The 21224-nt window shown below is 61.7% G+C and carries 19 protein-coding genes; 2 read left to right on the top strand and 17 right to left on the bottom strand.

The window, feature by feature from the left end; genetic code table 11:
* Nucleotides 1-8 precede the first annotated feature (8 nt).
* From rsmG to GU3_RS02215, 5 genes are all read right to left on the bottom strand, one after another.
* Nucleotides 9-632 carry a 16S rRNA (guanine(527)-N(7))-methyltransferase RsmG gene (rsmG, locus tag GU3_RS02235; RefSeq protein WP_014290934.1) on the bottom strand — a complete coding sequence of 208 codons (624 nt, stop codon included), beginning with the start codon at nucleotides 630-632 and terminating at the stop codon, nucleotides 9-11.
* A gap of 8 nt (nucleotides 633-640) precedes the next feature.
* Complete coding sequence (gene mnmG / locus GU3_RS02230) at nucleotides 641-2530, bottom strand: tRNA uridine-5-carboxymethylaminomethyl(34) synthesis enzyme MnmG (RefSeq protein ID WP_014290933.1); 1890 nt, start codon at nucleotides 2528-2530, stop codon at nucleotides 641-643.
* 523 nt (nucleotides 2531-3053) lie between these two features.
* Nucleotides 3054-3509, bottom strand: a complete 456-nt coding sequence (gene mioC / locus GU3_RS02225) for an FMN-binding protein MioC (RefSeq protein ID WP_041543456.1) — start codon at nucleotides 3507-3509, stop codon at nucleotides 3054-3056.
* Between the two features lie 60 nt (nucleotides 3510-3569).
* A complete protein-coding gene (locus GU3_RS02220) occupies nucleotides 3570-4241 on the bottom strand; it encodes a general secretion pathway protein GspB (RefSeq protein ID WP_014290931.1) in 672 nt (223 codons plus the stop codon).
* Nucleotides 4242-4255: 14 nt separating this feature from the next.
* A complete protein-coding gene (locus GU3_RS02215) occupies nucleotides 4256-5881 on the bottom strand; it encodes an ExeA family protein (protein WP_014290930.1) in 1626 nt (541 codons plus the stop codon).
* 168 nt (nucleotides 5882-6049) lie between these two features.
* Between GU3_RS02215 and GU3_RS02210 the strand changes: the two genes are divergently transcribed.
* Complete coding sequence (locus GU3_RS02210) at nucleotides 6050-7390, top strand: sigma-54 dependent transcriptional regulator (protein ID WP_041542855.1); 1341 nt, start codon at nucleotides 6050-6052, stop codon at nucleotides 7388-7390.
* Nucleotides 7391-7769: 379 nt separating this feature from the next.
* Here the strand turns inward: GU3_RS02210 and GU3_RS02205 are convergent, their stop codons facing one another.
* The 12 genes from GU3_RS02205 to gspE form a co-directional block, all read right to left on the bottom strand.
* Nucleotides 7770-9152 carry a hypothetical protein gene (locus GU3_RS02205; protein WP_014290928.1) on the bottom strand — a complete coding sequence of 461 codons (1383 nt, stop codon included), beginning with the start codon at nucleotides 9150-9152 and terminating at the stop codon, nucleotides 7770-7772.
* Nucleotides 9153-9450: 298 nt separating this feature from the next.
* Nucleotides 9451-11538 (bottom strand): type II secretion system secretin GspD, encoded by a 2088-nt coding sequence (gspD, locus tag GU3_RS02200; protein WP_014290927.1) that lies wholly within the window; start codon nucleotides 11536-11538, stop codon nucleotides 9451-9453.
* On the bottom strand, nucleotides 11535-12056 hold the full coding sequence (locus tag GU3_RS02195; protein ID WP_014290926.1) for a hypothetical protein: 522 nt from the start codon (nucleotides 12054-12056) through the stop codon (nucleotides 11535-11537). Before GU3_RS02195 ends, gspD begins: the two co-directional genes overlap by 4 nt.
* Nucleotides 12053-12661 (bottom strand): type II secretion system protein GspM, encoded by a 609-nt coding sequence (gene gspM, locus GU3_RS02190; RefSeq protein ID WP_014290925.1) that lies wholly within the window; start codon nucleotides 12659-12661, stop codon nucleotides 12053-12055. Before gspM ends, GU3_RS02195 begins: the two co-directional genes overlap by 4 nt.
* Complete coding sequence (locus GU3_RS02185) at nucleotides 12658-13719, bottom strand: PilN domain-containing protein (RefSeq protein WP_014290924.1); 1062 nt, start codon at nucleotides 13717-13719, stop codon at nucleotides 12658-12660. The genes gspM and GU3_RS02185 overlap by 4 nt, the downstream gene beginning before the upstream one ends.
* Nucleotides 13716-14657: a general secretion pathway protein GspK gene (locus GU3_RS02180; protein WP_014290923.1), complete on the bottom strand. Its 942-nt coding sequence runs from the start codon at nucleotides 14655-14657 to the stop codon at nucleotides 13716-13718. The genes GU3_RS02185 and GU3_RS02180 overlap by 4 nt, the downstream gene beginning before the upstream one ends.
* Complete coding sequence (locus tag GU3_RS02175; protein WP_014290922.1) at nucleotides 14635-15333, bottom strand: prepilin-type N-terminal cleavage/methylation domain-containing protein; 699 nt, start codon at nucleotides 15331-15333, stop codon at nucleotides 14635-14637. Before GU3_RS02175 ends, GU3_RS02180 begins: the two co-directional genes overlap by 23 nt.
* Nucleotides 15334-15428: 95 nt before the next feature.
* Nucleotides 15429-15827, bottom strand: a complete 399-nt coding sequence (locus GU3_RS02170; RefSeq protein ID WP_014290921.1) for a prepilin-type N-terminal cleavage/methylation domain-containing protein — start codon at nucleotides 15825-15827, stop codon at nucleotides 15429-15431.
* A complete protein-coding gene (locus GU3_RS02165; RefSeq protein ID WP_014290920.1) occupies nucleotides 15805-16284 on the bottom strand; it encodes a GspH/FimT family pseudopilin in 480 nt (159 codons plus the stop codon). Before GU3_RS02165 ends, GU3_RS02170 begins: the two co-directional genes overlap by 23 nt.
* Entirely contained in the window at nucleotides 16253-16681 is a 429-nt protein-coding gene (gene gspG, locus GU3_RS02160; protein WP_014290919.1) for a type II secretion system major pseudopilin GspG, read from the bottom strand. The genes GU3_RS02165 and gspG overlap by 32 nt, the downstream gene beginning before the upstream one ends.
* Nucleotides 16682-16691: 10 nt before the next feature.
* On the bottom strand, nucleotides 16692-17912 hold the full coding sequence (locus GU3_RS02155; RefSeq protein ID WP_014290918.1) for a type II secretion system F family protein: 1221 nt from the start codon (nucleotides 17910-17912) through the stop codon (nucleotides 16692-16694).
* Between the two features lies 1 nt (nucleotide 17913).
* The gene (gspE, locus tag GU3_RS02150) at nucleotides 17914-19626 is read right to left on the bottom strand and encodes a type II secretion system ATPase GspE (RefSeq protein WP_014290917.1); all 1713 of its coding nucleotides are present in this window, start codon (nucleotides 19624-19626) and stop codon (nucleotides 17914-17916) included.
* Nucleotides 19627-19853: 227 nt separating this feature from the next.
* On the opposite strand from gspE, the gene gdhA reads away from it, so the two are divergent.
* Complete coding sequence (gene gdhA / locus GU3_RS02145; protein ID WP_014290916.1) at nucleotides 19854-21206, top strand: NADP-specific glutamate dehydrogenase; 1353 nt, start codon at nucleotides 19854-19856, stop codon at nucleotides 21204-21206.
* Nucleotides 21207-21224: the final 18 nt, after the last annotated feature.

The following is a 21224-nucleotide window of genomic DNA, read 5'->3' as shown; positions in this document are numbered from 1 at the left end:
GAAAACCTCTACTGGCTGGCTTGCGAAATGACCACCAGATGGCGGTCGCCTTCCTGCTCGGGCACGTGCAGCGGGTAAACCCCCTGGCAGGTCAGGTGAGCGGGCAGGGATTGCAGCTCCTGCTCCGGGACTTGTCCCTTGAGGGCAAGAAAACGGCCATGGGGGGCGGGCAGGTGCGCGCACCAGCTTAACATGTCGTCCAGCGAAGCAAAGGCCCGGCTCAGCACGCCGTCGAACTTTTGCTCGGGCTGGAACGCTTCCACCCGGCTTTGCACCGCCTCCACGTTGGTCAGACCCAGCTGATGCACCACGGTGCGAATAAACCGAATGCGCTTGCCGAGACTATCGAGCAGTACGAACTGCTTGTCGGGATTGATGATGGCCAGGGGCAGCCCGGGCAGCCCGGGGCCGGTGCCCACATCGATGAAGCGCTGCCCCTCGAGGTAAGGGCTCACTACCAGGCTATCCATGATATGGCGGACCAGCATGGCTTGCGGATCCCGCACCGAGGTGAGGTTGTAGGCCTTGTTCCACTTGTCGAGCAGCCCCACCAGAGCCACCAGTTGCTCCGCCTGTTTATCGCTGACCTCAAGCTCGGTCCGGGCCAGCAAATCGTTCAGTTGTTGCAGCATCATGAACCTCAGGCCGACTTGCGCAGCAGGCCGCGCTTTTTAAGATGAACCAGCAAAATGGAGATGGCCGCCGGGGTCACACCGGAAATGCGTGACGCCTGCCCAAGCGTTTCGGGCCGTGCCTGATTGAGCTTGGCGATCACTTCGTTGGACAGCCCGGAGACCTCGGCATAGTTCAGATCCAGCGGCAGTTGGGTGTGCTCATTGCGCAGCTGCTTCTGGATTTCGTCCTGCTGGCGTTCAATGTAGCCGGCGTACTTGGTCTGGATCTCCACCTGCTCGGCGGCCTGTTCATGATCGATGCTCGGGCCAATGCCCTCGATGGCCATCAGGGTGGCGTAGTCGAGCTCGGGGCGGCGCAGCAGCTCTTCCAGGTTGTGCTCCCGGCTGAGGGGCGTTTTCAGTTTTTCGTTCAGGGCCGGGGCGGCGGCATGCCTGGGGTTGATCCAGGTACTGCGCAGGCGCTGGCTTTCCTGCTCGATGCGTTCCACCTTGTCGCAGAACAGCGCCCAACGGTGATCGTCCACCAGTCCCAGTTTGCGGCCTTCCTCGGTCAGGCGCAGATCGGCGTTGTCTTCCCGCAGCAGCAGGCGGTATTCGGCCCGGCTGGTAAACATGCGGTAGGGCTCCTGGGTGCCCAGGGTGGACAGATCATCCATCATCACGCCCAGGTAGGCCTGATCCCGGCGGGGCGACCAGGCGTCGCGGTCAAAGGCGCGCAGAGCGGCATTGGTGCCCGCCAGCAGCCCCTGGGCGCCGGCTTCCTCGTAGCCGGTGGTGCCGTTGATCTGGCCGGCGAAGAACAGGTTGTGCAGACACTTGTTTTCCATGTTGGATCGCAGATCCCGAGGATCGAAGTAGTCGTACTCGATGGCGTAACCGGGGCGCATGATATGAGCCTGCTCAAAGCCGCGGATCGAACGCACGATCTGGATCTGTACGTCGAACGGCAGGCTGGTGGAAATGCCGTTGGGATAAAGCTCGGTGCTGGTCAGCCCTTCCGGCTCCACGAAGATCTGGTGTGAGGCCTTGTCGGCGAAGCGCATGATCTTGTCTTCGATCGACGGGCAGTAGCGGGGGCCGATCCCCTCGATCACCCCGGCGTACATGGGGCTGCGATCCAGGTTCTGGCGGATCACTTCATGGGTGCGCTCGTTGGTGTGGGTGATGTAGCAGGGCACCTGGCGGGGCTGATCCGCCCGGCTACCGATGAAGGAAAACACCGGGGTCGGGTGGTCGCCGGGCTGGGGCTGCATCACCGAAAAATCCACGCTGTTGGCGTCAATACGGGGGGGGGTGCCGGTTTTCAGCCGGTCGATACGCAGCGGCAGTTCGCGCAGGCGACTGGCCAGGGCGATGGAGGGTGGATCCCCGGCACGGCCGCCCTGGTAGTTGTCCATGCCGATATGAATACGGCCATTGAGAAAGGTCCCTACGGTGAGCACCACGGTTTTACCGTAAAACTTCAGGCCGGTCTGGGTGATCACTCCGGTGACGGTGTCGCCGTCGAGGATCAGATCGTCGCAGGCCTGCTGAAAGATCTTCAGGTTGGGCTGGTTTTCCAGCCGGGTTCTGACCGCCTGGCGATAGAGCTGACGATCCGCCTGAGCCCGGGTGGCACGTACCGCCGGGCCTTTTGACGCGTTCAGGGTACGAAACTGAATACCGGCGTTGTCGGCGGCCTGGGCCATGATCCCGCCCAGGGCATCGATCTCCTTGACCAGATGTCCCTTGCCGATGCCGCCAATGGCCGGGTTACAGGACATTTGTCCGAGGGTATCGATATTGTGCGTCAGCAACAGGGTGTTCGCCCCCATACGGGCAGCGGCGGCAGCGGCTTCCGTTCCGGCGTGGCCACCACCGACCACGATGACATCAAACCATTCTTCATATTGCATAACGAACACTCTTGAAACACTCGGCTGAAAGGATCCACGGCCCCTGGTGCCGGCCGCTCAGTGAACTGGCGACCCTGTTCAGGGGGCGCTCATTTTAGCCGGTTTGTGAAGGGGATGGAAACCGGATCAGGGCGGATCCGGCGATCGCTTATAGATCTTAGATCTTTAGATCGATCTTCTGTTGGATCTGTTATTAGCATCGCCCGGATCTGTGTATAAGCACTTTTTGATCATGGAGATCATTTACTTATCACCGATCGCTTGATGTGGAAAACAGATCCCGTACTCCGGTATGAAGGGTGGTTAACTTGCCACTTTATGCACAGGTGCCGGCGGAAAGAAATTTAGTTTATAGGATAACTATAGGTTTAACACCGGTTTGAACCATGCTTATCCACATACCTTGGCGGAAACGGTTTTCTGATGGAAATGATCTGCAGGCCGGGATCTGTTGATAACTTGGTGGAAGAAATTCAGATCCGCGGCTCAGGGGTGCCGGGTTGATCACGGGCCGGCGTGAATATCAGCGGATCCCGGCCTCATTCAGGCACTGATCCAGCCAGATCTGCGCCTGTTGCTCGGGGGGATCCCCGGCGCTGACATCAATTTCCAGCCGATCCCCGATCCGGCCGGCACCCAGGGATTCCAGCTGTTGATCCAGCCTTTGTATGGCGTGACAGAAGGTATCGTAGCTGGTGTCGCCCAGGCCCACGGCCAGGTAGCTGAGCCCCTGCAATGGAGGGCGTTGCTGCTGCAGTGCTTCCAGCAAGGGCTGAATGTTGTCGGGCAGATCGCCGGCGCCATGGGTGGAGCACACCAGCAGCAGGTAATGATCGGGGGCGATCAAGATGTGATCAAGCTGGGGAGAAGTGTGAATAACCGTTGAATGGCCGATCGATTGCAGTTGATCGGCCATTTCTTCGGCCAGATCCTCGGCGCTGCCGAGGGTGGATCCCACCAGCAGGGTAAAGTGACTCATGGCATGACTCGCATTGGCAAACAGAGCCGCCATCTTACCTCAAGACAGGGTCATGAACCCTCAGCCGCCAATCGAATACAGGTGAAAATCGCTGCCTTCAAAGTTCAGTATCACGCCTTTGGGGGTAATGCGTTGTACGGTCAGGCCAGCGGCGCTTTGTCCTTCCCGCACCATTTGACCATTGATATTGACCATGCGCGCGGCCGGATCCGACGCATAAATGTGTACCGACAACGTGAGCGTCGGCAGCCGGCTGCGAATGCTGGCGGGCAACATCCGCAGGTCCGGCACTCCGGGATCAAACACCGGCTCGGGCGTTCGGGTTTCCTCGGCCGGCACTGGTGGCGGTGGGGCCGTGGCCTGTTGTGGCCGGGGAGTTGGGCCCGGCTCGGACCCGTTCAGGCTGACCGCCGGTGGTGCTTCCAGCAAAATACGGGGTGAATGGGAGGCAATGACCATGGGGGCATCGGGCGTGGCAGCGACCGGGCCCGGGGGGGGAATGATGGCCTCAGGCGCAGACGACAACCCCAGCCAGCCGGCGCCAAAACGTCCCAGGCCAATACCCAGCGGCAGTGCCAATAGCAGAATGAGCAGCAGCCAGGGCCCCCGGCGGCGGTAAAACGGCAGCGTCGGTGGGGGCGATATCTCGGCGGGCGACACAGGTCCACTTACCATAGTCCGGCTGTTGCGGCGGCGTTCCGACTGTTTCAGGGCATCAAGAATATAAGACACGTTCGCGCCTCCGGTTAGTCGCTGAGCCGGGGCAGACTACCCTGCAGGCTGGCGCTGAAATAAATGCCGGTCTGGGGGCCGAAAATGCCGTCCGGTGTGAGTCCCTTGCTGCGCTGAAATGCCCGTACCTCGGTGCTCAGCACCTCGTCGTAATGGCGCTGGGCGGGGCGCGCCGGGCGGCCCCGCCATTCGGCCAGCCGCTGTTCCAGCCAGGTCACCGCTTCGCCCCGACTGCCCGTGCCCATGGGCCCTTGGTAGCGGGGCGGCGGCTGCCACAGCATGACGTAACTGCCGGGCCACCAGGCTTCCAGCTGCGCCAGTGGCACCTGCAGGTTGTGCCCGCCCACCGTGATGCTGGCCTGCTCATCCTTGATGGCGGTCAGGGTTGCGTACAGGGGCGGGTGCCCCGGCCGTTCCAGCCGGAATACCGCCGGGTGATTTTGTGCCTTGAGGGTGGCGAGGCTGGCGTTCTGCACGGTGCAGTCCAGCTGCCGACTGCGGGCATAACGACACACCACCGGCTGGGTGGCGGGATCGTAGTTGAGTTGCCAGAGCGCAAACAGCTGCCGGTAAGCCATGACCTGGCTGAGCTCGGTGTCTATTTCCGGCCATGGCGTCGTCGGGGAGTCGGCAGCGTTGGCAGCCGGGGGAGGGAGTACAGCGTCGGCTGCTGTAACGGCCGGCTTCGGTGCGGCAGAAGCTGTGGGCGCTTCCTGCGCCATCAGCAGATGCGACACCTCGCTGCGGTATTGCCAGCCGGCCAGGGCCAGTCCGGCGACCAGAGCCAGCAACGCCGTGGCGATGGCCGGTGCACGCCGGCGGGAAACAAAGGCCGTGCTGCCCAGTACCTCCACGGCCGCCCGGTTCAGGGTGGCCGCATCCACTCTGGGCAGACGTTGCACAAAGGCGCCGAGCAGGGCTCGGTCGCAGATCACGTTAATCAGCCGGGGCACGCCGCCGGTCAGGCGATACAGCCGGCGCAGGCTGGCAGGCTGAAACAGCTGGGCTTCTATGCCTGCCACCGACAACCGGTGGGCAATGTAGGCGCGCATTTCATCAAACGACAGCGGTGTCAGGTGATAGCGGGCGGTAATGCGCTGGGACAGTTGCCGAAGCTCGGGCCGGGCCAGGGTTTCTGCCAGCTCCGGCTGACCCAGCAGCATGATTTGCAGCAGTTTTTGGGTGTTGGTTTCCAGGTTGGTGAGCAGCCGAATGTGCTCCAGCTGCTCGACCGACAGATTTTGTGCCTCGTCAATAAGCAGCACGGTATGGCGCCCATTGGCGTGAGACTCCAGCAAATGATGGTGAATGGCATTGGTCAGCTGCCGGACATCGGGTTGCTCGGGGACGGCCACCTTCAGCTCCTGACAAATGGCCGCGAGCAGTTCGATGGCGCTACCGCCGGGGCTGAGCATCAAGGCCAGTTCGGTGTGCTTCGGCACCTGCTCCAGCAGGCACCGGCACACCGTGGTTTTGCCGGTACCCACCTCGCCGGTCAGCAGCACAAAGCCGCCGGGGCAGTGCAGGCCATACTGGAGGTGAGCCAGTGCTTCCCGGTGCTGCTGGCTGGAATAAAGAAAACGGGGATCCGGCGCAATGGAAAAGGGCAGATCCGTTAACCCGAAGTAATCACCGTACATGATGGCCGTCCCTGGTATTGAATCTGTTTAAATATAGAAGCCAGAGGCCGCTTTTACCGGGATAGTGCGGCGCCTGTACTAAACTGGTGAATATCCGTTCCAGGGGAAGGGGCTGATAACAGCATGAACAGCGGAGCACATCATCATTGCAGTGCGGGGCATGGCAGCATGGACTCAAGAAAGGTGCTCTACCTGTCTCTCTCGTCATCCCCCCGTACCGAGCTGCTGGCTGGTCTGGAAAACTGGCAGATCGTTCGAGCCGACTCCGTGGCCGAGGCCAAATCCGCTCTCGATAATGACAGTTTCCAGGTGGCACTGGCCCATATTGGCGAGCTCAATGAGGAGCAGCGCGGCAACTTTGAGCGGCTGGTGGAAGGGACGCCGCCGCTCAACTGGATAGCCCTGATAGAGCCGGAGCAGCTGAACAACGGCGCCACCAGCGAGCTGATATACGACTATTTTTTTGACTATTACACCCTGCCGCTGAAAGACAAGGCGCCTTATCTCTGTGCCACCCTTGGCCATGCCTGGGGACTGGGCCGGCTGCGGGAGAAGGAAGACGAGTTGCGCCGTTACCGGGAGGAGTGCCAGATGGTGGGCGCCAGCCCGGCTATTCGGCTGGTGTTCAGCCAGATCCGCAAGGTGGCCGGGGTGGATGCCACCGTGCTGATCACCGGCAGCAGCGGCTCCGGCAAAGAGCTGATCGCCCGGGCCATTCACCAGCGTTCTCCCCGCCACAACGGGCCCTTTGTGGCACTCAACTGTGGTGCCCTGCCGGAAAACCTGATCCAGACCGAGTTGTTTGGCCATGAGAAGGGCGCCTTCACCGGGGCCCATTGTCGCAAGATTGGACGCATAGAAGCCGCCGGCGGCGGCACCCTGTTTCTGGACGAGATTGGCGATTTGCCGCTGTCGCTGCAGGTGAACCTGCTGCGTTTTCTGCAGGAAGAAACCATAGAGCGGTTGGGCGGGCATGAAACCCTGTATATCGACGCCCGGGTCATTGCCGCCACCCACCGGGATCTGGAGGCTGCAGTGCGAGAGGGTGGTTTTCGGGAAGATCTTTACTACCGGCTGAACGTGCTCAGCATAGAGGTGCCGGATCTCAAGGAGCGGGAGGGGGACATTGAGCTGCTGGCCAACTTCTTTTTTCGCAAGTTTACCGAAGGCCGCCATCACAGGGTGCGCGGTTTCAGCCGCAAGGCCATGGCGGCCATGAACTGCCACGACTGGCCTGGCAATGTGCGGGAAATGATCAACCGGGTGCGCAAGGCCATAGTGATGAGCGAGCACCGGCTGATCACCGCGGCTGATCTGGGGCTGGGCGGCGATCAGGCCCAGTCCGTGCCTACCCTGGAGGAAGCCCGCAATCAGGCCGAGTGCCAGGCCATTCGGCGCAGCCTGAAAAAAGCCGGCAATAACGTGTCGCTGGCGGCCAAGTTACTGGGGGTTTCCCGCGTCACTCTGTACCGGCTGATGGAAAAACACCGGCTGCCAAATACCAAATAAAATAAACGCCTGCTGTTTCTTGTGGTTAACACTTTTAAGCACGGCGAGGCATAAACGCTTTCACAACCTGCTGATAAACAAAAACTTGTTCAAGGTGGTGTAAAACTTGCCTCATGTCCTTGGGTGGTAATGGCATGAGGCATGGTCGCCATGAAACATCAACGGATAAAAAAGTGTTCCGGCAAACAGCCCGACAGTAAAAAACTGGGACATGTGTGGGTTCGTTCAGGTTCTGTTTTATGTTGTCGTTATTTTCCCCGTCGTCATTGTTGCCGCTATATTTCCTTGTGGGATGAATCGGGAATACGTTATTGACGGACGTTCATCGTACAAGGGGCGGCTGATGCCGCCCCTTTTGCTTGCCAGAATGCCCTGCAGATTAATATTCAGTATCCTTGTCGCACTCGGGGCAGGGGGCACACAGCGGGCATTCCGCTACCCACTGATGATTTTCTTCATCGTAGCTGTAGGTGGTGTCGTCGTCTGCCACCTCGGTGTAGGACTTGTAGCCTGTCGCGACTACCTTGACCTGGTTAAAGAAGGCGGCAGTGTCGGGAGCATACCTGTCGTCATACTCTATGGTTTCGTCCAGTACTGGCAGGGGATAGCCATCATGGCCGCGGGGAACATCCGGGTAGTAGCAGAGGCTGTCACTGGTACTGTATTGGTCATGTTCAGCAAGCCACTCGGCAAGATTGATTTCCGTATGAGGATAGAGCGCCACATCCTTGAGAATATAACCTTCGGCCAGCAAAGGAATTGACGCATCGGTCACCTTGATGTCTTTCAGGCTTTCGTTACCGTTGTTGTAAATGGTAATGGACGGGCAGACCCGTACCGCCAGCAGCTTCATGGACTCTGAAGTGACTGCTTGCAGGTGGACGCTGTCATCGACACAGGTCTTTTCCACGGTAACGCCGGGCTGATAAACAAACTTGCATTGCTGGTAGGGATCGGACATGGCATAGCTGTCTACATACTTTCCGTATTTGGTCTCGCCCTTGACCTGCACATGATTGACGACATTGGGATCATCAGTTTTGCAGCTGATGATCAGGGTTGCGTAATCGTCCTTATTATCCAGCGTTATGTTTTCAAGTAAGGCCGGTTGATCCTTGTACAGTTTTTGCTCGTGGGGATAACCGTTGATCTCCACAATGGTACAGTTATCAAGCTTTTCCTCCAGCCATATCTTTTGCAGGGGAATGTCACCGGTGTTCTTGATGGTAACGGTATTCCTAGCAGTGAATGAGTTGTAATCTTTATTCTGATCCTGCTCTAAACACTTCTTGGTGACTTCTATGCTGGCCTTGGCCGGCTCGTAACAGAAGGTCACATGACTGACATCGGACCGCTGACCACCCTTGTTATCGGGAGCGTAAAGCCCGCTGCCTGAATCAACCGGATATTCATGATGATACAGGTTGGTGTCTGGTCCTCCCTTTACCGCAATCTTGGTAACGCCACCGTAATGTATTTCCCAGTTGAACGACTTTTCATATTCGCCTTTTTTTATGATGAAGCTGGTGTTTGTCTTGGTGTCGGTGTGGGTGCCATAACTGAAGGGATCAATCTTGAAAGCATACTGGCCATATTCACAGCTCAGTTTATAGTTTCCCTTTTCAACATAGGGCTCCACCGATCCCGCAGCCTGAGCCAGCGGCAGGCTGAGCGTCATGATCAGGCTGCAGGCACCGGCCGCGGCGAAAATACGAAGCCGGGTACCGGTGTTGCCTGGCTTACCGTTGTTTCGGAATAACATGATTCTGTCTCCTTGGTTCAACCACAACAGCCGGGTCGGCAGCATCAGAAGCAGACGGCGACCTGGCGGGGTGTTCGAATAAAGGCAGAAACCATGCCATAAACGATATCTTGCTGATTTATATCAGATAGTCTCGAATGGAAAACCGTAAGGGGAAACAGATTGTCAACGATAGTTAACACGTCATCTTAAGGAAAAAGGTAACTAGCTGTTTTATAAGTATTGTTTTTTATTATTACGGTATCGTAAATGATACATGGCAAGGGGCATCCCATTCTTTGGGCATGCCCGTTCTTTGTTACATCGCCACCTGCTGCAGTTTGCTGCGGTATTCCTGGGTGACGGCGCGGGCGTCGATGGCACTGGCCACGGCGGTGGGGGTGATCAGCACCACCAGCTCGGTGCGGCGGGTGTTGGTGCCGCTGCTGCCAAACAGCCAGCCCAGCACCGGCACATGGCGAAGGCCGGGCACACCCTGGCTGTCGCGGGTGGTGTTTTCGCGGATAAGCCCCCCCAGCACCAGGGTTTCACCGCTTTGCACCGCTACCCGGGTATCGATTTTACGCTGGGTAATGGTGGGCGACTGAATGTTGGAGCTGGTGGTGGTGGCCACGTCGTTCACCTCCTGCACCAGCTCCAGCACCACCATGCCGCCGGCGTTTACTCGCGGGGTGACTTCCAGCAACACACCGGTATCGCGATACTGAATGGTGCTGGTCACGTTGCCTATGTCGCTGTTGAGGTTGGTGGTTTCCGAGGTGCGAATGGGCACCTGATCCCCCACGCGGATCAGCGCCTTCTGGTTGTCGAGCACCATCAGCGAGGGGGAGGAGATCACGTTGACCTTGGAGTCGCTGGCCAGGGCCTGGAGCAGGGCCCGGGTGCCGGCGGCGTTGAACACCTCGTAGCTGGCGCTGACGTCCAGGCCGCCGTCAAAGGGGGAAGGAATGGGCAGCGCCCCCACGGCACCCACGCCGCTGCGACCGCCGCCCAGGTTGTTTTTGAAATACCATTGCAGGCCGTAGCGCAGTTCGTCTTCCAGGCTCACTTCCACTATGGTGGCTTCCACCAGCACCTGCAGCGGCAGCTGATCCAGCCGCTTGATGGCCTGCTCCACCTTCTCGTAGTCGGCGCTGGCGGCCATCACCACCAGGGCGTTGCGTTCGGTGTCGGCGATGACGCTCACTTCCCCCACATCCAGGTTGGCGGCGCTAATGCCGGTGGCAATCTGCACCGGGCTGCCTTCTTCGCTGGTGCTGGTGGCCGGCGGCAGGGAGGAGCCGGCGCTGTTGCGGCGCTGGCTGTCAAACAGCTGGTTAAGCAGTTCGGCTAGGTGGTCGGCCTTGCCGTTCTGCACGTGATACACATACATGTTGAGGCCACGGGGGTTTTCGGCCCGATCCAGCCGTTCTATCCATACTCGGGCATCGGTCAGGTAGCGCTCCTGGGGGGTGATCACCAGCAGGGCGTTGAGCCGCTCTATGGGCAGGTAGCGCACCATGCCCGCCAGTGGGCCCTCGGCCTCGTCGCCGAAAATGGCCTGCAGCTCGCTGGCGATGATTTCGGCGCTGCTGGCCTGCAGCCGGAACAGCCCTACCGACATGCCGCGTAACTGGTCCACATCAAACAGATGGACGGTATCGCGAATGTTGGTGAGCTCGTCCCGGGTGCCCACCAGGGTGAGCAGATTGCGCCTGTCGTCCACCATCATGGCGCCCTGGCGGGACTTGACCGGCTCCAGGATTTTCTCCATTTCCCGGGCGCCAATGTAGCGCAGGGGCAAAATCAGCATCTGGTAACCCCGTTCGGCGGTGGGAGTGAGCCGCGGATTCAGCGCCGAGGGCGGCACTTCACCGGCGGGTACCACGTTGAACAGGCCGTTGCTGTGCACCAGGGCGGCGCCGTGGGTTTGCAGCAGGCTTTCGAGGGTGGGCAGCAGGTCGTCCTGACGAATGGGCCGGCTGGTCTGCAGATACACCTGGCCGCGCACCCGTTCGTCGAGGGAGTAATTGAGCTGCAGAATGTCGCCCAGTATGGTTTTGACCACCTCGGCAATGTCGGAGCCCTGAAAGTTGAGGGTGACGTCACCGGGGGCCGGTTCCCGGGCCTGCTCCGCCTGGTCCAGACGCATAAAGTTGCCCGAGCCCCGGTAGATTTCGCTGCGGGTCGCGGGGGGGACTGTCGGTGCCGGGGTCAAGCTGGCGGGCAGTCGGTCTGCGGGCTGTTCGCCCGCTGGCAGCCTGACCGGATCATAGCTGCTGCTGACTCGTTCCTTGCCCCAGGGCTTGTCGAGCGCCCCCCGGTCGCCGGTGGGGGTGGTGCAGGCCACCAGCAGGGTGCCAATGAGGCCGGCGCCCAGCCAGCGAGATAATAAAAGCTTGTTCATAATGACTCCCCGTTACTTCCCTGTACGGTCTCCGGCTGGTCGCCGTTGTGAGTGTTCTGCTCCGGCGGTTCGTCCGCCTTCGGTGGCGGACTCGGCTCCGGCAGCGGCCGGGTGGACGGTGCTCTCGGCTCCCACAGTTCCAGCCGCAGGCGCTGGTCATTGTCGGTCAGGGTGACGCTGTGTTCGGTGATCTCCTCCAGCAGCCAGTTGCCCTCCAGATACATGCCGGTGCGTAACCGCTGCCTGCCTTCGTCTTGCCGCTCGCTGAACAGGGCCAACTGCTGACCGTGTTCCCACACCACACCGCTCAGACGCCATTTTTCACGCATGTGGGCGGCACTTTCGCTCAGGGGGGCGCGGTTGTCTTCCTCGGCCTCGGGCCGTCGGCTGGCGTTGAACAGCGGCCGTTCCAGCAGGGCATCAAATTGCTCCAGCGGTGGATAGTCGGGCTCCTCGGTCTGCGCCTGCGCCGCCGGCAGCCACAGCATCAGTAGCAGGGGCCAGGGGGTGAGCGTCATGGCGCCTCCTGTCGGGTATAGCCGAGCAGGCTGAAACGTACGTCGAGGGAGGGGATGTCCTGTACTCGGGCGCTTTGCCGGCGGAGCACGGCCTGATTGTTGCGCTGGCGTGCCCGGCGGGGGGAGGCGGTAATCACCAGATCCTCGATAAACAGCGCCGGCGTGCCCGACTCCAGGGCATGGATCAGCGGTACCAGCTCGCTGAGTTCGCTGCGCAGATGCACCCGCAGCATGACTTCCGGCAGCGGGCCATCGCTGGCTGCCGGTGCGTTCTGAATGCTCACCAGCTGGCCGCCGCTTTGGGCCACTCGGCGGTTAAGGTGCTGCTGCAGCCAGGCCTGGGCCAGGGCAGGACGCTGTTCGGGCAGGTAGAGGTTGTCGTCGGGCGCACTGGCCCTCAGCCGTTGCAGCTGTTGCTCGGTTTGCTCCAGCTCGCCGGCCAGGGCCTGATAACGCGCCAGCTGGGACTCCAGCTGGCGCGTTATCAGGCCCTGGCGCCAGAACAGGCTGAACAGCGGGCTGATGAACAGGCTGAACACCAGCAGTACCACCAGCAGCAGCAGGCCCAGTGCCGCCAGTTGCTGTTGCCGGGCATCCAGGTTCATGGCAGCGTTCCCTCATTCAGCCGGGCGGTGATCATGAAACGATCCTTGCCGGTGGCCGGGTTGTTGGTGATTGGCGAACTGAAGCGCACGTCGGAAAACAATGGAGAGCCTTCCAGCAGGCCAATCAGCTCGGAGGCATTGGCCGACTCGCCGCGGATCTGCAGGGTGTCGTGCCCCAGCTCCAGCCGGGTCAGCCAGGTATGATCGGGTAACTGGCGGGTGAGCTCGTCCAGCAGTGGCAGGGTGGGCGGGCGTTCGGCTCTCTTGTTGCTGAGAAACGCCCGACTGTCGCGCAGGGCGTCCAGCTGGCGTTTGAGGGCGGCGGCCTGCTCGGCCCGTTGGCGGGGCGGCTCCAGTTCGGCGCTAAGGCTGTCGATGCGGCTCTGGCGGTGGTAAAGGGGCACGGCGATCAGCAACAACAGCATGATCAGTACCAGGGCGCCGTGCAGGTTTTTCAGCCGGCCCGCGCCCTGGCTGGCGCCGCCGGGAGCCACAGGCAGGGCAATGGAGGGGGCTTCGGCATGGTCGGCATCGCACAGCAGGGAAGGGGACAGCCCCAGGGCCGAGAGCTCGGCAAGGTGAGCGTCAACCGGCGTTTTGGGCGCCAGCAGCAGGCTGACCTGAATATGCGGGCTGTGTTTTTCCCGGGGGGCGACGGTAAAGCCGAAATACACCTGATCGGCGGTAAAGGGCGTGTGTCGGTCCATTTCAAAGCGCAGCACATTGTCCAGGTTGCCGGCGGTGGCGGCGGGCAGGGTGAGTCGGGTCAGCAGCAGCTCGCTGGCGGGCAGGCACAACCGCACTCGAGTGGCCTTTTGCACCAGTTGCTGCCGTTCGGCGGGAGTCATGTCTGCCAGTGCCTGGACGTGGCCATCGGGCTGCAGTTGCAGCCGGTATTGATCCTGCTCAGCATAAATGCACAGTGACTGACCGGGGCGAAGCAGTCGCCGGCGCAGCCGTTCCGGCAGCAAGGTAATTAGCTGTCCGCTCCACCAGCCCCAGAACCGGGCCAGTGTTTGTGTCAGTTGGCGGCCATGGCGGCCAAGTGCCTGAGTCATTCGGTCCCCATCCATAGGGCGTCTCCGTCAGGGGCTGTGTCGGTAAACAGCGGAATAAATTCCTGTTCCGCCTTCAGTAGCAGGGGCTGACTCGGACGGTTGAGCAGAGTGGCGGTCAGCCGGTAGCGATATACCGTATTCATTCGGGCTTCAGTATGAATAGTGTAGTTGACCCCGGGGGGGCCGCTAGAGAGCAGCGCCTGGGGAAACAGGTCGGTGGCCGGAGGTGGCTGGCCCGCTTCATGCCGGACGCGTTTGTCTTCAATAAACTGATCCACCGTGGCTTCGCTGACGCCGGGCAGGGCCAGCAACACCTGCCGGGGGGCGAACTGCGGGTTGATGCCCCGGCGCGGGTTGCGCAGGGTCAGGCTGTGACGAATTTTCCGGTAAAGTTCAGGCGTCATCTCCAGTACCTGCTGCAGCTCGTCCACCGAGGTAAAGGGGGCATTGGCGGGACCGTAATCCAGGCCGGCCGCCAGATAATCGTCGAGCTCGGCGCCATTGAGCCGGCGCAGATCGTCGCCGTCGCGCCAGTCCAGAATGGCGTCTGTCAGCCGGCCACGCAGGGCGTCGTCGGGCTCGACGGTGGCCAGCAGGCCATCGAGCAGTTCGGGGCCGGCGGTGTTGAGATCGATACGGCCGCTTTCGTTAAACAGCGCCACATACACCGACATGTCGCCGAACGGCACCACATGGGGGCTGCCGTCGGCCAGCCAGGGTTGCTGAGCCGGCGGTTGGGCCAGGGCCAGCAGCGCCAGGTGCAGGCCGGCGTCAGCCCCCTGCTGCAGCTGGGTGGCGGTGGCGATGTTGCCGCTCTGCCGGGCCTGGTGGCGGCTGTTCACCGACAGCCCCGAGGCCAGCACCGTCAGCAACAACAGCAGCCACAGCACGCTGATCAGGGCAATGCCCTTTTGGTTAGCGCATTTGTTTAACGACATTGGCCTGTTCCCCGGGAGACACGATCAGCGCCGGCCAGTCTTCATTCAGTTGCAGCCGTACCAGTAATGGCAGCCTGTCTTGCTGTTGCCAGTCCGCCTGCCAATCGAGCTGCAGACCGTTTTCTTCCGAAGGCAGGTAGTCGAGGCGAAAGGCCGCGGCGGGCAGGGTCAGCAAGGGCGCTATGTCGTTTGGGGGCTGAAAGTCGTCCACCAGCTGGTACCAGTCAAAGGTGATCTCCGGTTGCTCCGGCGTGGGGGCGTCTAGGCCGGCCAGGGCTTGAGTTTTCAGCACCAGCATCGGTTGTTCGGGAACGCTGTCGTCCAGTGCCAGGTAGAACCAGGCCGGCTGAGTGACGCGGCTGTCTCGCTGGGGCAGGGTAGAGAGGAAAATCAGCGAGCGTTGGTCTCCCTGAAAGGAAAGCAGGGAGGCGTCCCGGGTTTCCGGCACCGAGCGGGCCTGGCTGCGAGCCAGCAGCCGGCGCAGAAAACGCTGGGCCTGTACGGTTTCACTCAGCTGGCTGTTGTGCTCGTCCACGGTTTGCCAGGCGTGACTGGCAATGCGAAAGCCGCCGAACATCAGCCCTGCCAGCAGGGTCAGCAGGCTCAGGGCCACCATCAGCTCCAGCAGGGTAAAGCCGCGCGTGCGTGTTCGAAGGCGTGTTACCGCCGAGGACATACAGCATGGACTCCCGCCTTCTCGGGAGTGACCACAGCAAACGGCGACCGTGGAGCTGCAGTCAGTACCTGAACGGCAATTTAATTCGGTTGGCATCATCGGGCCTCCGTGCGCACCAACCGCAGGGTGGTGAGTTCATAGTGACGGCGCTCGCTCCAGCTCACCGTCACCGACAGCCGGTAGGGAAGCAACATGGACTGGTTGTCCAGCAGGGGCCGGCTGTCGAACTCCTCAATGCGGGTCTCCCATGCAAAGCGGTCGTCGAACGTCCCCCGCTCCACCCCGGGACGCAGGGTCAGGGCGGCGTCGAGCTCGGCCAGTTTCGACTCCGCCAGCAGCACCGCCTTTTGCTGGTCCAGGGCGGTCTGGGTGGTGCGGATCGCCAGGGAAAAAATCGTGAGCAGTACTCCCAGGGCAACGGTGAGCACCGCAAAGGCCACCAGCACTTCCAGCAGGGTAAAGCCCTTCTGGTTATGGCGTGAGCGGGGGATCATCGAAAGACACCCGGCCGGTGAGCCAGTCGATCTGAATACGATATTGTCGGTTTTTGCCGGCCACCTTCAGGGTGCCGCCGCTGCTGGCGCCGTCGGGGTAGAACACCAGCTCGGCGGAGGCACTGGCAGGCGGCTGTGGCCCGGTGCCGGTCAGGCTCAGTGTTATTCCCGCTGGCCAGGGATGCGCCGGGATCTGCCCGGACAGCCGGGTTTGCCGCTGCCCGCTGTTCAGCGTCAGGGTCACGCTGTCGCCGGTGGCAATGGCCTGGCTGCGGGCCAGCCGCAGCAGGGCGGCGCTCTGGCGGCTGTAGCTTTTCAGCTCGGCGCCGGGCAGCAGAGCGGCAAAGCGCGGCAGGGCCACGGTCAGGGCCAGCAGGGCGATGGTCAGCACCACCAGCAGTTCCAGCAGAGTAAAGCCGGTGTTTTTACTCCCAGCTGACCACGTCCTGGGCTTCACCCGAACCTCCTTCTTGGTTGTCGGCGCCCAGGCTGAACAGGTCGAACTCACCATGCTGGCCGGGAGAGCGGTACTGGTAGTCGTAGCCCCAGGGATCCTGCGGCACCGATTTTTTGTTCAGGTAGGGGCCGTTCCAGCCTCTGGCACCGGCGGGGGCGCTGATCAGCGCCTCCAGCCCCTCACCGGTAGTGGGATGACGACCCACTTCCAGCCGGTACAGATCCAGCGCCGTACCCAGCTCCTTGATCTGCAGTGCCGCCGTCTTGGTCTTGGAGCCGCCCAGCTGGCGCAGCACCTGGGGACCGGCCAGGCTGGCCAGCAGTCCCAGGATCACCAGCACCACCAGCAGCTCGAGCAGGGTAAAACCGGATCCCTTGGGTTGATGTGGATGACGCATTTTTGCCTCCTCAGATGGGCAGTTCGTTGATGCCGAGAATGGCCACCAGCATGGAAATGATGATGCCGGCAATCAGCACCCCCAGGCCCAGGATCAGCACCGGCTCCAGTATGGTCAGCAGGCGCCCGATGGCGGTTTCCACTTCCCGGTCGTAGGTGTCGGCCACCTTGAGCAGCATGTCTTCCAGCTGGCCGGTTTCCTCGCCCACTCGAATCATCTGTATCGCCAGGGGCGGAAACCGGCCCGAAGCCTGCAGCGGCTCCGCCAGCCGCTTGCCTTCCTTAAGGTCGCGGCCGGCTTCGGCCAGGATCTCCATCAGCAGCTGGTTGCCCAGGGTCTGGCGGGCGATGTCGAGGGCGGCCAGCAGGGGCACACCGCCTTTCATCAGGGTGCCCAGGCTGCGGCTGAAGCGGGCCACTTCCAGCCGCTGGATCAGTGGCCCGGCCAGGGGCAGGCGCAGCAGCAGCCGGTGCCAGGCCCGGCGAACCCCGGGTTCTCGCAGCCGGCGACGGGCATAGAGCAGCACCAGCAGCAGTCCCAGCAGCAGCCAGGGGCCGGCGTGCCGAATGACGTCGGCGGCGCCGATCACGATGCGGGTGGGCAGGGGCATGGCCTGGCCCATGTCGGCAAATAGCTGCTGAAACTGGGGAATGACGTAGGTGAGAATGATCAGCAGCGAGGCCGCCGACACCAGCAGCAGGATCAGCGGATAAATCAGCGCCGACAGCGCCTTTTCCCGCAGCCGGCGGCTGCGCTCCAGGTACAGCGCCAGATCCGTCAGCCCCTGCTCCAGATTGCCCGAGATCTCGGCGGCGCGGATCATGTTGAGGTAAAAGGCGGAAAAGCCTGCGTCCTGCTCTGCCAGTACCGCCGACAGCGCCTGGCCCCGCTGTATGCCCTCGCGCAGGCGGTGCAGCAAATGAGTGTCGTCTTCACGGTCGCGCACCTGGATCATGATGCCCAGGGCCCGTTCCAGGGGCACCCCGGCCTTGAGCAGGGCAGCCAGATCCTGAGTGAGGGCCTGGATCTGCCGCTCACCGGTGCCGCGGCGGCCCAGGCGGAGTTTCATGTTCAGCCAGCCGGTACGGCGTTCGCCGGCGGGTTCCACGCTGAGCGGAATAAGCCCCCGCTGCTGCAGTTGCAGCACGATGGCCTGCTGATCGGTCCCTTCCAGCCGGCCTTCCTGCTCCTCGCCGCTGTGGCTGACGGCCCGAAAGTGAAACAGCGCCATCTCAGGCCTCCTGGGTGACCCGAATCACCTCTTCCACATTGGTGATCCCCTGCCGGGCCTTGAGCAGGCCGTCGCCATACATGGTGCGCATGCCGGCGGCCACGGCGGCGCGCTGGATCTGGCCGGCGTCGGCGTGGCTCAGCACCAGCCTGCGAATGTCGTCGTTCATCACCAGCAGCTCCTGAATGGCCAGCCGGCCGTGGTAGCCGGTGTGGGCACAGTGGGGGCAGCCCACGGGGCGGTACAGCCGCACCGGCTCGCCGGGCACCAGGGGTTCCAGCTTCAGCTCCCGTACCAGTTCCGGCAGCGGTTCATAACTTTCCTTGCAGTGAGGGCAGAGCACCCTTATCAGGCGCTGGCCGACCACGCCGTTGAGGGTGGAGGTGAGCAGGTAGTCTTCCACCCCCATTTCCAGCAGCCGGGTCACGCTGCTGGCGGCGTCATTGGTATGCAGGGTGGACAGCACCAGGTGGCCGGTGAGCGCCGACTGCACACAGATGCGGGCGGTTTCCAGATCGCGCATTTCCCCCACCATGATGACGTCGGGATCCTGGCGCACGATGGCGCGCAGGGCGCTGGCAAAGGTCAGGCCGATGGCGGGCTTAACGTGGATCTGGTTGATGCCCTCCATCTGGTATTCCACCGGGTCTTCCACCGTGATCAGCTTGCGCTCCGTGGTATTGAGGCGGTTGAGCGCGGTATAGAGGGTGGTGGTTTTGCCGCTGCCGGTGGGGCCGGTCACCAGCAGCACACCGTGGGGAATGGCCAGCACCTGCTGCAGCCTGGCTTTGGTATCGCCGGCAAAGCCCAGGGCGTCAAAGTCGAGCACCACGCTTTCCCGGTTGAGCAGGCGCATCACCAGGCTTTCACCATGCATGGTGGGCACGGTGGAGACACGAATGTCGAGATCCTGGCCCTGCACCTTCAGCTCAATGCGGCCGTCCTGGGGCAGGCGGCGTTCGGCAATGTTGAGCCGGGCCAGGATCTTGATGCGCGAAATAATGGCAGGGGTCATGTTCACCGGCGGCGCCTCGCCCTGTTGCAGCACCCCGTCGATGCGGTAACGAATGGTGAGCCGGTTTTCAAAAGGCTCCACGTGAATGTCCGACGCCCTCAGCTCCACCGCCTTCTGAATCAGCAGGTTGACCAGCCGGATCACCGGGGCCTCGCTGGCCATGTCCTTGAGCTGGGCGATGCGTTCCTCGGTTTCCTCCTCTTCCTGTACCGCCGATAAGATATCGCCCATTTTGCTCTGGCCTGCGCCATAGAGCCGCTCGATGGCGGCATCGATTTCCGAGCTGACCCCCACCTGGGCCCGCACCGGCTGGCCGCACAACATGGCCATGGCCTGCAGGGCGAAGTCGTCGCCAGGGTCCACCATGGCCAGCACCAGGGTGGTTTGGTCCTGATGCAGGGGAACCAGGCGGTGTTCCTTGAGAAAGCGGTAGGGCAGGGATTGCTCCAGCGGCGGCGCCAGGGGGTAACTCTCATTTTCTGTCAGTGGCAGGGAGTACTGCTCGGCCAGGGTGCGGGCCAGCTCCCGTTCCGACATCATGCCCAGGTTGAGCAGCAAACGGGTGAGGGGCACGGCTTCCTGCTGGCCCCGTTGCATGCGCGCCAGCCGGCTCAGCTCCTTGCCGGTGAGTTGCCCCTGTTCGATCAGTTTTTGGCCGAGGGCTTCATCCCGTGCCGACCAGGATCCGCTGACATCCATATCGATTGCCTCGCTGTGTTCTGATCAAGCATAGACCGCTTGCGCCGGGGTCGAGAGGGGCCCGGGATCGGACTCGAAGTTCTAAGAAAGCATAAATATTCTTCTTTTTAGTATATGTATTTGAAAATTAGTCATTGACCCGAGAGCGGCGCCATATTTCAATAGTGCGGGGTCTCTTAAAGATGTATCCCCAGTAAAGGTTTAGAAACAATAACAAGGAAGACATCGTGACGTATATTCATGACACCATTGTCAAACTGCAGAAGACCAGCCCGGCACAAGCAGAGTTCTACCAGGCGGTAGAGGAAGTGCTCGACTCCCTGCAGCCCATTCTCGAAACCAACGAGAAGTACAAGAAGCACGCCATCATCGAGCGCATGGTCGAGCCCGAGCGTCAGATCATGTTCCGGGTACCCTGGGTGGACGATCAGGGTAATGTGCAGGTGAACAAGGGCTACCGCATCGAGTTCAACTCTGCCCTGGGTCCCTACAAGGGCGGCCTGCGCTTTCACCCCAGCGTGAACGCCGGCATCATCAAATTCCTGGGCTTTGAGCAGATCTTCAAAAACGCCCTCACCGGCCTGCCTATCGGCGGCGGCAAGGGTGGCGCCAACTTCGATCCCAAAGGCAAGTCCGACGGCGAAATCATGCGTTTCTGCCAGTCCTTCATCAATGAACTGTACCGTCACATCGGCCCGACCACCGACGTGCCCGCCGGCGACATCGGCGTGGGCGCCCGGGAAATCGGCTACATGTTTGGCCAGTACAAGCGCCTGACCGGCAACTACGACGGCGTGTTCACCGGCAAGAGCCTGCTGTGGGGCGGTTCCCTGGTGCGCAAGGAAGCCACCGGTTACGGTTGCGTTTACTTCGCCCAGTACATGCTGGAAGCCAAGGGCGACACCCTGGCCGGCAAGCGCTGCCTGGTGTCCGGTGCCGGTAACGTGGCCATCTACACCATCGAGAAGCTGTACCAGCTGGGCGCCATTCCGGTGACCTGCTCCGACTCCAGCGGCACCATTTACCACGAAACCGGCATCAACCTGGAGACCCTGAAGGAGCTCAAGGAAGTGCGCAAGGTCCGTCTGGACGAGTACGTGACCGCCCACCCGGAAGCCAAGTTCATTCCCGCCGCCGACTACCCGGCCGATGGCAACGCGGTATGGCGTATTCCGGCCCAGCTGGCTTTCCCCTGTGCTACCCAGAACGAGCTGTCCGAAGCCGATGCCAAGGCGCTGATCGCCAATGGCGTGATTGGAGTTTCCGAAGGCGCCAACATGCCCTCCACCCAGGACGCCGTGGAAGTGTTCCTGGATGCCAAGATCAGCTACGGTCCGGGCAAGGCCGCCAATGCCGGCGGTGTGGCCACCAGCCAGCTGGAAATGGCCCAGAACGCCAGCATGCAGCGCTGGAGCTTTGAGGAAGTGGACGAGAAGCTGAAAGTGATCATGAAGAACATCTTCCTGAGCGCCAGCGAAACCGCCGCCGAGTTCGGCGAGCCCCACAACCTGGTGCTGGGCGCCAACATCGCCGGTTTCCGCAAGGTGGCCGACGCCATGATCGAGCAGGGCGTGGTGTAACCGCCAATCCCGTCTGAA

This window comes from Oceanimonas sp. GK1 (assembly GCF_000243075.1).
Lineage (GTDB): Bacteria > Pseudomonadota > Gammaproteobacteria > Enterobacterales > Aeromonadaceae > Oceanimonas.
The sequence above is the reverse complement of the archived record's forward strand: the minus strand, read 5'-3'. Positions and strand labels throughout refer to the sequence as shown.

Coding starts and splice junctions, on each gene's coding strand:
- GU3_RS02210 (WP_041542855.1), top strand. CDS start 6,050: ATGGACTCAAGAAAGGTGCTCTACCTGTCTCTCTCGTCATCCCCCCGT.
- GU3_RS02215 (WP_014290930.1), bottom strand. CDS start 5,881: ATGTACGGTGATTACTTCGGGTTAACGGATCTGCCCTTTTCCATTGCG.
- GU3_RS02155 (WP_014290918.1), bottom strand. CDS start 17,912: ATGGCGCTGTTTCACTTTCGGGCCGTCAGCCACAGCGGCGAGGAGCAG.
- GU3_RS02170 (WP_014290921.1), bottom strand. CDS start 15,827: ATGATCCCCCGCTCACGCCATAACCAGAAGGGCTTTACCCTGCTGGAA.
- GU3_RS02180 (WP_014290923.1), bottom strand. CDS start 14,657: ATGTCGTTAAACAAATGCGCTAACCAAAAGGGCATTGCCCTGATCAGC.
- GU3_RS02205 (WP_014290928.1), bottom strand. CDS start 9,152: ATGTTATTCCGAAACAACGGTAAGCCAGGCAACACCGGTACCCGGCTT.
- gspE (WP_014290917.1), bottom strand. CDS start 19,626: ATGGATGTCAGCGGATCCTGGTCGGCACGGGATGAAGCCCTCGGCCAA.
- mioC (WP_041543456.1), bottom strand. CDS start 3,509: ATGAGTCACTTTACCCTGCTGGTGGGATCCACCCTCGGCAGCGCCGAG.
- GU3_RS02175 (WP_014290922.1), bottom strand. CDS start 15,333: ATGTCCTCGGCGGTAACACGCCTTCGAACACGCACGCGCGGCTTTACC.
- gspD (WP_014290927.1), bottom strand. CDS start 11,538: ATGAACAAGCTTTTATTATCTCGCTGGCTGGGCGCCGGCCTCATTGGC.
- gspG (WP_014290919.1), bottom strand. CDS start 16,681: ATGCGTCATCCACATCAACCCAAGGGATCCGGTTTTACCCTGCTCGAG.
- gspM (WP_014290925.1), bottom strand. CDS start 12,661: ATGAACCTGGATGCCCGGCAACAGCAACTGGCGGCACTGGGCCTGCTG.
- GU3_RS02195 (WP_014290926.1), bottom strand. CDS start 12,056: ATGACGCTCACCCCCTGGCCCCTGCTACTGATGCTGTGGCTGCCGGCG.
- mnmG (WP_014290933.1), bottom strand. CDS start 2,530: ATGCAATATGAAGAATGGTTTGATGTCATCGTGGTCGGTGGTGGCCAC.
- rsmG (WP_014290934.1), bottom strand. CDS start 632: ATGCTGCAACAACTGAACGATTTGCTGGCCCGGACCGAGCTTGAGGTC.
- GU3_RS02185 (WP_014290924.1), bottom strand. CDS start 13,719: ATGACTCAGGCACTTGGCCGCCATGGCCGCCAACTGACACAAACACTG.